At 72.1% G+C, this 14,747-nt stretch carries 15 protein-coding genes; 14 read left to right on the top strand and 1 reads right to left on the bottom strand.

Annotated elements, in window-relative coordinates:
• Positions 1 to 4 precede the first annotated feature (4 nt).
• The 13 genes from QE405_RS09995 to QE405_RS09935 all read left to right on the top strand — a co-directional run bounded on the left by QE405_RS09995 (position 5) and on the right by QE405_RS09935 (position 12,811).
• Positions 5 to 457, top strand: a complete 453-nt coding sequence (locus tag QE405_RS09995) for a MarR family transcriptional regulator (protein ID WP_307200254.1) — start codon at positions 5 to 7, stop codon at positions 455 to 457.
• Between the two features lie 43 nt (positions 458 to 500).
• A complete protein-coding gene (locus QE405_RS09990) occupies positions 501 to 1,913 on the top strand; it encodes an MFS transporter (protein WP_307200252.1) in 1,413 nt (470 codons plus the stop codon).
• 26 nt (positions 1,914 to 1,939) lie between these two features.
• Entirely contained in the window at positions 1,940 to 2,314 is a 375-nt protein-coding gene (gene rpsL, locus QE405_RS09985; RefSeq protein WP_163773153.1) for a 30S ribosomal protein S12, read from the top strand.
• The gene (gene rpsG, locus QE405_RS09980) at positions 2,314 to 2,784 is read left to right on the top strand and encodes a 30S ribosomal protein S7 (RefSeq protein WP_163773154.1); all 471 of its coding nucleotides are present in this window, start codon (positions 2,314 to 2,316) and stop codon (positions 2,782 to 2,784) included. The genes rpsL and rpsG overlap by 1 nt, the downstream gene beginning before the upstream one ends.
• A gap of 140 nt (positions 2,785 to 2,924) precedes the next feature.
• Positions 2,925 to 4,988, top strand: a complete 2,064-nt coding sequence (fusA, locus tag QE405_RS09975; RefSeq protein WP_373459488.1) for an elongation factor G — start codon at positions 2,925 to 2,927, stop codon at positions 4,986 to 4,988.
• Between the two features lie 75 nt (positions 4,989 to 5,063).
• Complete coding sequence (gene tuf / locus QE405_RS09970; RefSeq protein ID WP_307200246.1) at positions 5,064 to 6,257, top strand: elongation factor Tu; 1,194 nt, start codon at positions 5,064 to 5,066, stop codon at positions 6,255 to 6,257.
• A 94-nt stretch (positions 6,258 to 6,351) separates the two neighbouring features.
• A complete protein-coding gene (gene trmB / locus QE405_RS09965) occupies positions 6,352 to 7,092 on the top strand; it encodes a tRNA (guanine(46)-N(7))-methyltransferase TrmB (protein ID WP_307200244.1) in 741 nt (246 codons plus the stop codon).
• 31 nt (positions 7,093 to 7,123) lie between these two features.
• The gene (locus QE405_RS09960; protein WP_307200242.1) at positions 7,124 to 7,435 is read left to right on the top strand and encodes an SAV_915 family protein; all 312 of its coding nucleotides are present in this window, start codon (positions 7,124 to 7,126) and stop codon (positions 7,433 to 7,435) included.
• Complete coding sequence (locus QE405_RS09955) at positions 7,432 to 7,722, top strand: hypothetical protein (protein WP_307200240.1); 291 nt, start codon at positions 7,432 to 7,434, stop codon at positions 7,720 to 7,722. Before QE405_RS09960 ends, QE405_RS09955 begins: the two co-directional genes overlap by 4 nt.
• On the top strand, positions 7,719 to 8,849 hold the full coding sequence (locus tag QE405_RS09950; protein WP_307200238.1) for a hypothetical protein: 1,131 nt from the start codon (positions 7,719 to 7,721) through the stop codon (positions 8,847 to 8,849). Before QE405_RS09955 ends, QE405_RS09950 begins: the two co-directional genes overlap by 4 nt.
• The gene (locus tag QE405_RS09945) at positions 8,846 to 9,502 is read left to right on the top strand and encodes a hypothetical protein (protein WP_307200236.1); all 657 of its coding nucleotides are present in this window, start codon (positions 8,846 to 8,848) and stop codon (positions 9,500 to 9,502) included. The genes QE405_RS09950 and QE405_RS09945 overlap by 4 nt, the downstream gene beginning before the upstream one ends.
• 193 nt (positions 9,503 to 9,695) lie before the next feature.
• Complete coding sequence (locus tag QE405_RS09940; RefSeq protein WP_307200235.1) at positions 9,696 to 10,892, top strand: S8 family peptidase; 1,197 nt, start codon at positions 9,696 to 9,698, stop codon at positions 10,890 to 10,892.
• Between the two features lie 260 nt (positions 10,893 to 11,152).
• Positions 11,153 to 12,811, top strand: a complete 1,659-nt coding sequence (locus QE405_RS09935; protein ID WP_307200233.1) for a S8 family serine peptidase — start codon at positions 11,153 to 11,155, stop codon at positions 12,809 to 12,811.
• A gap of 21 nt (positions 12,812 to 12,832) precedes the next feature.
• On the opposite strand, the gene QE405_RS09930 is transcribed toward QE405_RS09935, so the two are convergent.
• Positions 12,833 to 13,726 carry an RDD family protein gene (locus QE405_RS09930; protein ID WP_307200230.1) on the bottom strand — a complete coding sequence of 298 codons (894 nt, stop codon included), beginning with the start codon at positions 13,724 to 13,726 and terminating at the stop codon, positions 12,833 to 12,835.
• 25 nt (positions 13,727 to 13,751) lie between these two features.
• Here QE405_RS09930 and QE405_RS09925 point away from each other — a divergent pair, with 25 nt between their 5' ends.
• The gene (locus tag QE405_RS09925) at positions 13,752 to 14,747 is read left to right on the top strand and encodes a stage II sporulation protein M (protein WP_307200228.1); all 996 of its coding nucleotides are present in this window, start codon (positions 13,752 to 13,754) and stop codon (positions 14,745 to 14,747) included.

Below are 14,747 nucleotides of genomic sequence, written 5' to 3'. Positions count from 1 at the left end.
CGTCATGCCACCCACCATCCAACGCGTCGCGCGCACGGACGCGGGTCTCGCCGCCGAGCTCCGCGTCTCGGTGATGCGCCTGCGCCGCCGGCTCGCCAACGAGCGGGAGCCGGGCAACGACCTCGGCATCGGGGTCATGGCCGTGCTCGGCTGCCTGCTCCGCAACGGCGAGCTGAGCGTCGGCGAGCTGGCCGCCTTCGAGCGGGTGCAGCCGCCCTCGATGACCCGCGCGGTCCGCAAGCTCGAGGAGAAGGGCTACGTCGCCCGGCGCTCGCACGAGTCCGACGGCCGGCTCGTGCTCGTCTCGCTCACCGAGGAGGGGCGGGCGCTCGTGCTCGCCGACCGTCGGCGTCGCGACGAGTGGCTCGCGAGCCGGCTCCGCGCCCTCACCCCGGAGGAGCGCGCCACCCTGCGCGCCGCCGCCCCGATCCTCGACCGCCTGGCCGCCGAGGACTGACCACCGCCGCCACCCCCACCGACCTGCGAGGAGCCCCCACCGAGTGAGCCCCACCTTCCGTTCCCTGCGCAACCCGAACTACCGCCTGTACGCCGCCGGCGGCATCGTCTCCAACACCGGCACCTGGATGCAGCGGATCGCGCAGGACTGGTTGGTGCTCGCCGTGGCGGCGAACGGTGCCACGGCCCTCGGCATCACGACGGCGCTGCAGTTCCTGCCGATCCTGCTGCTCTCGCCGTACGCCGGCGTGGTCGCCGACCGCTTCCCCAAGCGGCGGCTGCTGCAGGTCACCCAGGTCATGATGGCCGCGCCGTCGCTCCTGCTCGGCCTGCTCGCGGTGACGGGGACGGTCGAGGTGTGGCACGTCTACGTGCTGGCCTTCGTCTTCGGCATCGGCACGGCCTTCGACGCCCCGGCCCGCCAGTCGTTCGTCAGCGAGATCGTGGACGAGGACGACCTCACCAACGCCGTCGGGCTCAACTCCGCCTCGTTCAACGCGGCGCGCCTCGTCGGTCCCGCGCTGGCCGGTGTGCTGATCGCGGCCCTGGGCGGGGGAGTGGAGGGCACCGGCTGGGTGATCCTCGTCAACGCCCTCACCTACCTGCCGGTGGTCGCGGTGCTCCAGCGCCTCGACGTCGCCGCGCTGCACAGCCCGGAGCGCACGCCACGCGGCCCGGGTGCCGTGCGGGAGGGGCTCCGCTACGTGCGTCGCCGGCCCGACCTCATGCTCGTGCTGGCCGTCGTGTTCTTCGCGGGCACCTTCGGGCTCAACTTCTCCATCACCTCGGCCCTCATGGTCACCGAGGTCTACGGCCGCGACTCGGCCGCCTACGGCATCGTCGGCTCGGCCGTCGCCGTCGGCTCGTTGTCGGGTGCCCTCCTGGCGGCCAGCCGCACGACGGTGCGACTGCGCCTGGTGGTCGGGGCCGCCCTCGTCTTCGGGACGACCGTGATCCTGTCGGGCCTGCTCCCGACGTACTGGACCTACGTGGTCTTCGCCCCCGTCGTCGGCCTCACCGCGCTGACGATGATCACGGCGGCCAACGCCCGCATGCAGATCGCCACCGACGCCCCGCTGCGCGGTCGCGTCATGGCCCTCTACATGATGATCTTCATGGGCGGCACGCCCCTGGGTGCGCCGGTCATCGGGTGGATCGGGAGCGAGTACGGCGCGCGCTGGACCCTCGTCGTCGGTGGGTCCGCCACCGTGCTCGGTGTGCTGCTCTCGTTGGCCCTGCTCGGGCACCTCCGGGGGGTGTGGGGACGCGTTTTGACCCCTCTCCGGCGACCCGGTAGCCTCGGTCCTCGTGTCTGGGACGACCAGGCCGTCCAGCGTGCCGTGAACTCAGCCGACACGCCCGACCGCGGGGGCGAATCCGCGAGGGGACGGTCCGGTGGCGCCGGGCGACGCACCATCACGCATCACCGTCGTGCCCGGCAGAGTGTCGGGCACTGAGAGCGAACAAGAGAGGGAACCACCAGGTGCCCACCATTCAGCAGTTGGTCCGCAAGGGCCGCCAGGACAAGGTGTCGAAGAACAAGACGCCTGCCCTGAAGGGATCGCCCCAGCGACGCGGTGTGTGCACCCGCGTCTACACCACGACCCCCAAGAAGCCGAACTCCGCGCTGCGCAAGGTCGCGCGTGTGCGTCTGAGCTCGCAGGTCGAGGTCACCGCCTACATCCCCGGTGAGGGTCACAACCTCCAGGAGCACTCGATCGTGCTCGTCCGTGGTGGTCGTGTGAAGGACCTCCCGGGTGTCCGCTACAAGGTCATCCGTGGTGCGCTCGACACCCAGGCCGTCAAGAACCGCAAGCAGGCGCGCAGCCGCTACGGCGCGAAGAAGGAGAAGGGCTGATGCCGCGCAAGGGTCCCGCCCCGAAGCGTCCGATCGACGTCGACCCGGTCTACGGGTCGCCCCTGGTCTCGCAGCTCGTGAGCAAGGTGCTCATCGACGGCAAGAAGCAGGTCGCCCAGCGCATCGTCTACAGCGCCCTCGAGGGTGCCCGTGAGAAGACCGGCACCGACCCGGTCGTCACGCTGAAGCGCGCGCTCGACAACGTGAAGCCCGCCATCGAGGTCAAGTCCCGCCGCGTCGGCGGTGCGACCTACCAGGTGCCGATCGAGGTCAAGCCCGGCCGCAGCACGACGCTGGCCCTGCGCTGGCTCGTGGGCTACGCCAAGGACCGTCGCGAGAAGACGATGTCCGAGCGCCTCATGAACGAGATCCTCGACGCGAGCAACGGCCTCGGTGCCGCTGTGAAGAAGCGCGAGGACACGCACAAGATGGCCGAGTCCAACAAGGCCTTCGCGCACTACCGCTGGTGATCGCGCGTCGGTGCCCCGGTCCGCCGGGGCGCCGGCGCCCACCAACGCCCTGCACCATCCAGCCCACACTTCGTTAGGAACTGACTTCAGTGGCTGTCGACATCACCACGGACCTCACCAAGGTCCGCAACATCGGCATCATGGCGCACATCGACGCCGGCAAGACCACCACCACCGAGCGGATCCTGTTCTACACCGGCATCAGCTACAAGATCGGTGAGGTCCACGACGGCGCCGCCACGATGGACTGGATGGAGCAGGAGCAGGAGCGCGGCATCACGATCACGTCGGCCGCGACGACCTGCTGGTGGAAGGACCACCAGATCAACATCATCGACACCCCGGGCCACGTCGACTTCACGGTCGAGGTCGAGCGCTCGCTGCGCGTCCTCGACGGTGCGGTCGCGGTGTTCGACGGCGTCGCCGGTGTCGAGCCCCAGTCCATGACGGTGTGGCGCCAGGCGAACAAGTACTCGGTGCCCCGCATGTGCTTCGTCAACAAGCTCGACCGCACGGGCGCGGACTTCTTCCGCTGCGTCGACATGATCGTCGAGCGCCTCAACTCCACCCCGCTGGTCCTGCAGATCCCGATCGGCGCGGAGTCGGACTTCCTCGGCGTCGTCGACCTCGTCGGGATGCGTGCGCTCACGTGGCGCGGCGAGACCACGATCGGTGAGGACTACACGGTCGAGGAGATCCCGGCCGAGCTGGCCGACCAGGCCGCCGAGTGGCGCGAGAAGCTGGTCGAGACGCTGGCCGAGGCCGACGACGAGATCATGGAGCGCTACCTCGAGGAGGGCGACGTCTTCAGCGTCGACGAGCTCGAGGTCGCGATCCGTCGCGCCACGCTCGCCGACAAGCTGAACCCGGTGCTCACGGGCACGGCGTTCAAGAACAAGGGCGTGCAGCCCCTGCTCGACGCGGTCATCAAGTACCTGCCGTCGCCGCTCGACATCGACGCCATCGAGGGCCACAAGCCCGGCGACGAGGAGACCGCGATCCTGCGCAAGCCGGCCGACAGCGAGCCGTTCGCCGGCCTGGCGTTCAAGATCGCGTCCGACCCGCACCTCGGCAAGCTGACCTTCGTCCGCGTCTACTCGGGCAAGCTCGAGGCCGGCGCGACCGTGATCAACTCGGTCAAGGGCCGCAAGGAGCGCATCGGCAAGGTCTACCAGATGCACGCCAACAAGCGTGAGGAGATCGCGTCGGTCGGCGCCGGCCAGATCGTGGCCGTCATGGGCCTCAAGGACACGACGACGGGCGAGACCCTGTCCGACCCGTCCAACCAGGTCGTCCTCGAGTCGATGACGTTCCCGGCCCCGGTGATCGAGGTCGCCATCGAGCCGAAGACGAAGAGCGACCAGGAGAAGCTCGGCGTCGCCATCCAGCGTCTGTCGGAGGAGGACCCCACCTTCACCGTCAAGACGGACGAGGAGACCGGCCAGACGATCATCGCCGGCATGGGCGAGCTCCACCTCGACGTGCTCGTCGACCGCATGAAGCGCGAGTTCCGCGTCGAGGCGACCGTCGGCAAGCCGCAGGTGGCCTACCGCGAGACCATCCGCCGCAAGGTCGCGAACCACAGCTACACCCACAAGAAGCAGACCGGTGGTTCGGGTCAGTTCGCGAAGGTCGTCATCTCGATCGAGCCCAACATCGACCCCGAGACGGGCACCGGTGCGGGCTACGAGTTCGCGAACAACGTCAGCGGCGGTCGCGTGCCCCGCGAGTACATCCCCTCGGTCGACCAGGGTGCGCAGGAGGCCATGCAGTTCGGCGTCCTGGCCGGCTACCCGATGGTCGACGTGAAGATGTCGCTCGAGGACGGCGCCTACCACGACGTCGACTCGTCCGAGCTCGCGTTCAAGATCGCCGGCATCCAGGCGTTCAAGGAGGCCGCGCGGCAGGCCAAGCCTGTCCTGCTCGAGCCCATGTTCGCCGTCGAGGTGACGACCCCGGACACGTTCCTGGGTACCGTCATCGGCGACATCAACTCGCGTCGTGGGCAGATCCAGACGCAGGAGGAGCGTCACGGCGACATGGTCGTGACGGCCCTCGTCCCGCTCTCCGAGATGTTCGGGTACGTTGGCGACCTGAGGTCCAAGACCTCCGGCCAGGCGTCGTACTCGATGGAGTTCGACTCGTACGCCGAGGTTCCCACGAACGTCGCCGACGAGATCATCAAGAAGGTCCGGGGCGAGTAAGTCCCAGCCCGGATCCTCGGCACACCGCAGCACCATCCACGAGTCAAGTAACAACCACACCAGGAGGAGCCCCCAGTGGCTAAGGCGAAGTTCGAGCGGACCAAGCCGCACGTCAACATCGGCACCATCGGTCACATCGACCACGGCAAGACGACGCTGACGGCGGCCATCACGAAGGTCCTGCACGACAAGTACCCGGACCTGAACCCCTTCACGCCGTTCGACGAGATCGACAAGGCTCCGGAGGAGCGTCAGCGCGGCATCACGATCTCGATCGCGCACGTCGAGTACCAGACCGAGGCGCGCCACTACGCGCACGTCGACTGCCCCGGTCACGCCGACTACATCAAGAACATGATCACGGGTGCGGCGCAGATGGACGGCGCGATCCTGGTCGTGGCGGCGACGGACGGTCCGATGCCCCAGACGCGTGAGCACGTGCTGCTCGCCCGCCAGGTCGGCGTGCCGGCCCTGGTCGTGGCGCTCAACAAGTGCGACATGGTCGACGACGAGGAGCTCATCGAGCTCGTCGAGATGGAGGTGCGCGAGCTCCTCTCCGAGTACGAGTTCCCGGGCGACGACATCCCCGTCGTGCGCGTGGCGGCCTTCCCGGCCCTCAACGGCGACGCCAAGTGGGGCGAGTCGGTCGCCGAGCTCATGTCGGCCGTCGACGAGGCCATCCCGACCCCCGAGCGTGACACGGACAAGCCGTTCCTCATGCCCGTCGAGGACGTCTTCACGATCACCGGTCGTGGCACCGTCATCACGGGTCGCATCGAGCGCGGCATCGTGAAGGTCGGCGAGGAGGTCGAGATCGTCGGCATCCGCGAGGGTTCGCAGAAGTCGACCGTCACGGGCGTCGAGATGTTCCGCAAGCTGCTCGACGAGGGCCAGGCGGGCGAGAACGTCGGTCTGCTCCTCCGCGGCACGAAGCGCGAGGACGTCGAGCGCGGCATGGTCGTGATCAAGCCGGGCACGACCACCCCGCACACGAACTTCGAGGCGTCGGTCTACATCCTCTCCAAGGAGGAGGGCGGCCGTCACACGCCGTTCTTCAACAACTACCGCCCGCAGTTCTACTTCCGCACCACGGACGTCACCGGCGTCGTCACGCTGCCCGAGGGCACCGAGATGGTCATGCCCGGCGACAACACCGAGATGGCCGTCGAGCTGATCCAGCCCATCGCCATGGACGAGGGTCTGCGGTTCGCGATCCGCGAGGGTGGCCGCACCGTCGGCGCCGGTCGCGTCACCAAGATCACCAAGTGATCCTGGCCGTCACCTGACGGCACCTGCACCACAGCGAGGCCCCGCTCCCACCAGGGAGCGGGGCCTTCGCCGTGCCGACCTCCGGAGGACCCGCATGACCGGCGCCGAGCCGCACCTGCCGCCCGCGCGGCCCCACCTCAAGACGACGCCCGACGGACGACGCCTGCGCGAGGTGCTCACCTACTCCCGCCGCGGCAGCCGCTTCACCCCCAGCCAGCAGGAGTCGTGGGACGCCCACCACGAGGCGTGGGTGATCCCCGACGAGGCCGTCGACGGCGACTTCCGGCTCGACGACTGGTTCGGTCGGGGCCCCGCCGAGCGTGACGGCCTCATCATCGAGATCGGGTCGGGCATCGGCGAGGCCACCGCTGCCCTCGCGGCCGCCCGCCCGACGTACGACGTGCTCGCCCTCGAGGTGTGGCGCCCGGGCGTCGCCCACAGCCTCGGCCTCGTCGCCGCGGCCGGTGCCGACAACGTGCGGTTCTGCAGCGTCGACGCCGTCTGGTTCCTCGAGCACGTCGTCGCCCCGGGTGCGCTGAACGAGGTCTGGACCTTCTTCCCCGACCCCTGGCCGAAGACCCGTCACCACAAGCGCCGGTTGGTGACCCCGCCGCACGCCGCTCTGGTGGCGTCCCGCCTCGTCCCCGGGGGCACGTGGCGCCTCGCGACCGACTGGGCGGAGTACGCCGAGCAGATGCAGGAGGTGCTCGACGCCGAGCCCGCCCTCGTCGGGGGTCGCGTGGAGCGCTGGGCGGACCGCCCGGTGACCAAGTTCGAGCGCAAGGGCCTCGCGGTCGGTCGCGATATCGTCGACCTCGCCTACGTCCGGCGTTAGGACCGGCGCCCCCTGGGGTAGGCAGGCGGCCATGGATGCTCTCGGTGTCGACGTCCCCCCGGACCTGCCGTCCGTGGCGCCCCCGGTGGTCTACCTGCCGGTCGTGCTCGACCCTGCGGGCGAGGTCGCGGACGTCAAGATGATGCGCCTCGACGACGGTCGTGTCGCCTTGCTGGGCTACTCCGCGCTGGACCGCTTCCAGCGTTGCTGGGGTGAGGCGCACCCGTGGGTGCTGTTCGACGCGCGTCACCTCGACGACCTCCGCGCCGCCAAGCCCTTCGACCTGCGGGTGCTGGACGTGGTCGTCCCCGAGCACCTCCGGGGCGACGCGGTGCGCCCGTGAGCGCCCTGCGGCTGGACGCCGGGGCGGGCGAGCTGGTCGCCGGCGGGCACGAGGCGTCGGCCGCGACGCTGGACGGGGCCGCAACCGGCGCGCCCGCCGCGATCGACGGCGGGTACGGCGCGGCGTACCTCCTCGAGATCGTGTCCGCGCTCAGCGTGACGGCGGGCACGGTGGCGCTCGTGAACGGTGCGGTCGCGCACCAGGTGCGCGCAGCGGCGGCATCGATCGACGACAGCGACGCGGCGATCGGCTCGGGGTTCCGCCAGCTCGAGGAGGGCTTCGAGTGATCGAGACCCGTGTCGACGGTTCGCCGGCGTCCGTGCGCGCCGCTGCGACGTGGTTGCGCGCCTCGCTCGGTCCGGTGCTGGTGCAGTCCGCGGACGAGCAGGCGTCCGCGCGGTCCGCGGCCTCCTCCAGCTGGGAGGGAGACGCGGCCGACGCCTACCAGGCCTTCACGAGCCCGGTCATCAGCGCGACGGACGCCCATGCGGAGCGGGTCGGCCGCGGGGCCGGTGCTCTCGATGCGTACGCCAGCCAGCTCCAGGCGCTGGCGAACACCATGGCCGACCTCCGCGACGAGGCCGCGGCCGGCGGGCTGTCGGTCGACGGCACGAGGATCATGCCTCCCACGGCGCCCGCCTACGGGCCCTACGTCCCCGGGTCGCCAGCGGAGGCGGAGGCCGAGGCGGCGGCCGACAGGGTGGCGCTCTACGACGAGCTGGTCGGCCGCACCGACGCAGCGTTCGTCGAGTTCGTCGGCTGGACCGACGGCCAGCTGCCCGCCGACGTCGCCGACGCCCAGGAGGACGACGGGCTCGAGGCGGTGTGGGGCGAGGTCCAAGGCCTGCTGCCCAACTTCGCCTCGGGAGCCGGTGCGGGCCTGGCTGGCGTCGCGCTGACGCGGCTCGGACAGGGCTACCGCGCCGAGGCGAGCGAGTTCCGGCGCCGCAGCAGGGTGTCGGGGGACCCGAGGGTCCGCGGGCAGGCGACGACCCCCGAGGGGCGTGCGCGGCTGGACGACCTCCTCGGGCGCGCTGGCACCCTGGGGCGGCTCGGGCGCATCTTCAGCGGGCCGGCAGGCATCGCCATCGACGTCGGGTTCGGCATCTACGAGGGCGCCACCACCGGGGACTGGGACCGCGCGGCGTGGACGACCGGCACCAGCATCGTCCTCGGCGCCGGTGCGGCTGTCGTCCTCTCGACCGTCGGCGCTCCGGTGGTGCTGACCGTCCTCGGTGCGGGGCTCATCGCCGCGGGCGGCAGCTGGGTGGCGGGCCAGATCCACGACAACTGGGACGACATCACGAGCTGGACGGGTGACCGCTGGGACGACGCGACGGGGTGGGCCGGCGACCGGGTCGACGACGTGAAGGACCTGGGCGGGGACGTCTGGGACGCGGTCACGCCGTGGTGAGCGACCACCTCCAGCCCCGATGGGCGCGCTGGGCCTGCCTGGTCATGGTGGTGGCGGCGGCTCTCGTGTTCGCTGTCTGGGCTCTGGTCGCGGACGGTCCGGCCCGGGTGGCCGCCGCGGCGACGGCCGTGGGCGCGGTCGGGGCCGCCGTGGTGGTGCAGCGCATGCTCGTGGCACGTCGGCAGCCGGTTCCGCCGGAGGGGGACCTGGCGCTGCGTGCCCCCGCGGGCCTCGTCGCCGCGGTGCTGCTCGCCTGGCTGGCGGTCCTCGTCGCCGCGATCGCGTGGGTCGTCGTCCTGGCCACCGACGTCGGCGAGGTGGGCTCGCTGGCGGGCACGGTGGCCATGGTGCTGGCTGCCCTCTGGAGCGTGCCGGACCTGCTCCGGCTCGTGACCGGCCGGCTGCACCGGTGGCGGCTCGACGCCGACGGGGGCGGGGTGCACTACCGCGGTCGCCGCACCGACGTGGCGCTGCCCTGGGGAGACGTGCGCCGCGTGCGGGTGAGCGACGAGAAACCGTTCGGGGTGCGGATCGAGGTGCGCGAGGGCTCCGACGTACTGGTGCCGGACGGCCCGCTGCCCGTCTGGTCGGCGGACCTGGCCCGAGCGCTCGAGACCCGGCGCGTCCGTGCCGGCCGCTCGCGCCGGACGTGAGCGCGGCGCGTCGGCGCGTCGGCCCGTCGTGTCCTCGTCCCGTCAAAAGTGGAAGGCGTCGCAAGGGTTCCCTCCGTCCTGGTCCCCGTGCCAGCCTCGTCGCAGTGACCTGCTCGGAGGTCACCCGCTGTCCATCTCGGGACGGTGCCGAACGACGGTCGCCCGGTGCGGCCGCAGGGAGGATCGAGGACACATGCGCACCACCACGCGCGCCACGCTGGCGGGCATCCTGGCGGCCACCGCCACCGGAGCCGCCGGAGCACTGGCCGCAGTCCCCGCGGGGGCTGCCACGACGACCGGCGCCGACGACGTCGCCCCGCTCTACCTGGCCGAGGGCGACGCGATCGCCGGCCGCTACATCGTCCTGCTGGAGGACGGCGCCTCGGCCGCCGGCGCCCAGCGGACGGCCACCGCGTCGGGCGGCGACGTCGTCGCGACGTACGACGAGCTCGGCGGGTACGTCGCGGACCTGACCGCGGCGGAGCTCGCGGCCGTGCGGACCGACCCGTCCGTGGCGCTCGTGCAGCAGGACGGCATCGTGACCACCGCCGATCTCGACGCGGCGGCGACGCAGACGGGAGCGACCTGGGGCCTGGACCGGATCGACCAGCCGGACCTGCCGCTGGACGGGAGCTACACCTACGACGCGACAGGTGCCGGGGTGACGGCGTACGTCATCGACACGGGCATCGACTCCGACCACCCGGAGCTGGGTGGTCGGGTGACCTCGGGCTTCACCTCGATCAACGACGGTCGGGGCACGGAGGACTGCCAGGGTCACGGCACGCACGTAGCGGGCACGGTCGGGGGCACGACGTACGGCGTGGCCAAGGACGTCGACCTGGTGGCGGTGCGGGTGCTGAACTGCCAGGGGTCGGGCTCGAACAGCGGTGTGATCGCGGGGATGGACTGGGTCGCGCAGAACGCCCCGGCGGGCAGCGTCGCCAACATGAGCCTCGGTGGTCCCGCCGACTCGGCGACCGACGAGGCCGTCACCCGGCTCGTCGACGCCGGCGTGACCACCGTCGTGGCCGCGGGCAACGAGTCCACCGACGCGTGCAGCAGCTCCCCGGCGGCGGCTCCGGAGGCCATCACGGTCGCCGCGAGCACGATCGACGACGAGCTCGCCTACTTCTCCAACGTCGGCAGCTGCGTCGACATCATCGCGCCCGGCGAGGACATCACCTCCTCCTGGACCGGGGGCGGCACGCGCACCATCAGCGGCACGTCGATGGCCTCCCCGCACGTCGCCGGCGCGGCGGCGCTCTACCTCGAGAGCAACCCGGGCGCGAGCCCGGCGAGCGTGACCAGCGGCCTGCTGGGCTCGGCCGCCTCGGGCAAGATCGCCGACCCCGCCGGATCGCCGAACCTGCTCCTGCAGGTGCCGTGACCCGGTGACCACCTGACGGCGCCCGGCGCCGTCCGACATCCGGCGCCGTCATCCTCCCTGTCCTCGTGACCGGGCGGGTGACGGCGCCGTTTCCGTCCGTCAAATGTCAACGCCCCGGCAGCGTTCCCGGCGCCCCCTCGCCTCGCTAGCCTCCTCGCACCGCGGTCAACGCAGTGACCGGCGGTGACTGTCCGTTCTCGGGACGGTCCAGCTCGCGCGCCCGCTCGAGGGCGCGTCTCGCAGAGGATCGAGGACCATTCATGCGCTCCATCACGCGCACGGGTCTCGCGGGTGCCGTCGTGGCGTCCGTCTGGCTCAGCACGGCGGCGCTCGTCGCCACCCCGTCGGCCACCGCGGCGGCCGACGACACCGCCCCGCTCTACACGGCGCAGGACGCCGTGGCGGGCCGCTACATCGTGTTCCTCGCCGACGGCGTCGCGGCGTCGCAGGCGGGCTCCCGGGCGCAGGCGGCCGGCGGTGAGGTCGTCGCGCGCTACGACGCCCTCGGCGGGTACGTCGCGGACCTGACCGCGGCGGAGCTCGCGGCCGTGCGGACCGACCCGTCGGTGGCGTTCGTGCAGCAGGACTCGGTGGTGACGACCTCGGAGGTCGAGGCCGCCGCGACGCAGACGGGAGCGACCTGGGGCCTGGACCGGATCGACCAGCCGGACCTGCCGCTGGACGGGAGCTACACCTACGACGCGACAGGTGCCGGGGTGACGGCGTACGTCATCGACACGGGCATCGACTCCGACCACCCGGAGCTGGGTGGTCGGGTGACCTCGGGCTTCACCTCGATCAACGACGGTCGGGGCACGGAGGACTGCCAGGGTCACGGCACGCACGTGGCGGGCACGGTCGGGGGCACGACGTACGGCGTGGCCAAGGACGTCGACCTGGTGGCGGTGCGGGTGCTGAACTGCCAGGGGTCGGGCTCGAACAGCGGTGTGATCGCGGGGATGGACTGGGTCGCGCAGAACGCCCCGGCGGGCAGCGTCGCCAACATGAGCCTGGGCGGCGGCGCGGACTCGGCGTCCGACGCGGCCGTGAACCGGATGGTCGCGGCGGGCGTGACCACGGTCGTCGCGGCGGGCAACGAGACCCAGAACGCCTGCAACGTCTCGCCGGCCCGCGCGGCCTCGGCGATCACCGTCGCGGCGAGCGACCGCTCCGACCGCATCGCCTCGTTCTCCAACTTCGGCACCTGCGTCGACATCTTCGCGCCCGGCGTCGACATCACCTCCTCCTGGACCGGGGGCGGCACGCGCACCATCAGCGGCACGTCGATGGCGTCCCCGCACGTCGCCGGCGCGGCGGCGCTCTACCTCGAGGACCACCCGGGCGCGAGCCCGGCCAGCGTGACCAGCGGTCTCCTGGACGCGGCGGTCGCGGGCAAGATCGCCGACCCCAAGGGCTCGCCCAACCTGCTCCTGCAGACCGGTGCCGGCGGTGGCGGCACCGACCCGGAGCCCGAGCCCGAGCCGCAGCCCGGTGGTGAGCTCGTGACCAACGGTGGCTTCGAGTCGGGCCCGTCGGGCTGGTCCGGCGACACCGACGTCGTCACCACCTCGGGCTCCGCCGCCGCGACCGGCAGCTGGAAGGCCTGGTTCGGCGGGTACGGCGCGACGTCGACCGAGTCGCTGACCCAGTCCGTCACGATCCCGTCGGGGCGCACCGCGACGCTGACCTTCAAGCTGCGGGTCACGACGCAGGAGGGCCGCACGCCGTACGACCACCTGCGCGTCTCCGTGGGCGGCACGCGGGTGGCCAGCTTCAGCAACGCCGACGCCTCCACGGGCTACGTCACGCGCAGCGTGACGCTGACCGGCGTCTCGGGCACGGTGCCGCTGACGTTCACGGGCACGGAGGACTCGTCGCTCGCCACCTCGTTCCTGGTGGACGACGTCTCGATCCGCTGAGCGACGCGCTCCTCGGAGGGGTCAGGCCCGCCTGCGCTGCAGCAACCGCAGCCGCAGGCGGGTCTCGCGCTGCAGGCGCTCGAGGTCGCGCTCCCGGCGCGCGGCGAGCACGCCGCACAGGAACGCCTCGGGCGGGGTCCCCGGCGGGGGCGGGGGAGCGACGTACGCGTGGAGCTGGTCGGCGAGCTGCAGCGCGAGCACGTGGCGGGAGCGCGGCTCGAGGGTGTGCGCCCGGGCGAGGAACTGCCGGGCGGCGAGCACGAGGTGCGGCGGGGGCGGGGCGATGTCCGCGGTCGCCGCCCACGGGGCGAGCGGCGGCGGCATGGGCGCCGGGAGCGCCAGGCGCAGGCTGGCGCGGTCGGAGATGACGTAGGTGCCGGCCGCCAGGTCGCCCAGGCGCTTGCCGCGGGGGTGCAGCAGCGCGGTGAGGAACGCGGGGGCCGCGACGAACCCGTAGAGCTCGACCACGCCGATCAGGGCCCGCGTGAAGGCGTGGTGGAAGACGATCGGCCCGCCGTCGTCCCGCACGACCCGCAGCCCGAGGGCGAGCTTGCCGACCGAACGACCGCGGGTCAGCGTCTCGATCGTCGCGGGGGTCACGATGATGGCCAGGATGAGCGACAGGATCGTGGCGGCCTCGAAGAGGGCCGGGTCCGTGGCGAGCGTCGCGAGCCCGAGCACCGTCGAGATCGCGACGTAGGCGACGCCCACGCAGGCCACGTCGATGAACCCGGCGAGCACGCGGGACCCGATGGTCGCCGGTAGCAGCTGCAGGGCCACCGCCTCGCCGGTCACGAGGTCGTCGTCGCCGAGGGCGGAGAGCGCGCCGGCGTCCCCGATGCGGCCCGACCGGGGCCACGGGCGCACGCCTGCCCGGCGCGGGGAGGTCGGGGGGCTCACGGACGGTGCGCTCATCGCCGCCCAGCATAGGGTGGGCGCCGTGGACCTGGACGCCTATGCCGTGATGCACGCGGGGGAGTGGCACCGCCTCGACCAGCTGTCGCGGGCCGGGCGGCTCTCGGGTGCCGAGGTCGACGAGCTCATGGAGCTCTACGACCGGGTCAGCACCCAGCTGAGCGTCGTGCGGGCGGCCGCGCCGGACGCCGAGGTCGTCGGCTTCCTCTCCACGCTGCTCGGTCGCTCCCGCAACCGTGCGGTCGGCACCCGCACGACCACCTGGCAGGCCGTCGCCGGCTTCTTCACCCACCGGTTCCCGGCCGCGCTCTACCGCCTGCGCTGGTGGTGGGGCGGCACCGTCGTCGCCAACGTCGTGCTGTTCCTCGTCTGCTTCCTGTGGCTGCTCGCGAACCCCGAGGTGGAGCAGTCGCTGCTCGACCCGGCGGAGGTGCAGCGGTACGTGGACGAGGACTTCGCCGCCTACTACAGCGAGCACGCCCCCACGAGCTTCGGCAGCCTGGTCTGGATCAACAACTCCTGGGTGGCCGCCCTCTGCCTGGCCCTCGGCGTGCTCGGCGTGCCCGTCGTGCTGCTGCTCGTCCTCAACGTCGCCAACGTCGCGCTCGCCGCGGCGCTCATGACGCGGTACGACGCGGGCACGGAGTTCTGGGGGCTGATCCTGCCCCACGGGCTGCTCGAGCTGACCGCGATCTTCGTCGCCGGCGGGGTGGGCCTGCGGCTCTTCTGGTCGTGGGTCGAACCGGGCGCGCGCACGCGGGGGCAGTCGATGGCGAGGGAGGGACGCACGGCGATGACGGTGGCCCTCGGGCTCGTCGTCGTCCTGTTCGTCTCCGGCGTGCTGGAGGCTGTCGTGACGCCGTCGCCGCTGCCCACGCCGATCCGGGTGGGCATCGGCGTGCTCGCGGAGCTGACGTTCCTGGCGTACGTCTTCGTGCTGGGCCGCCGGGCGGTGGCGCAGGGCCACGACGGGGACGTCGCGGAGAGCGTGGCCGGCGACCGGCTCGCCACCGCCGCCTGA

It is taken from the genome of Nocardioides zeae (assembly GCF_030818655.1).
Classification (GTDB): domain Bacteria; phylum Actinomycetota; class Actinomycetes; order Propionibacteriales; family Nocardioidaceae; genus Nocardioides; species Nocardioides zeae_A.
The sequence above is the reverse complement of the archived record's forward strand: the minus strand, read 5'-3'. Positions and strand labels throughout refer to the sequence as shown.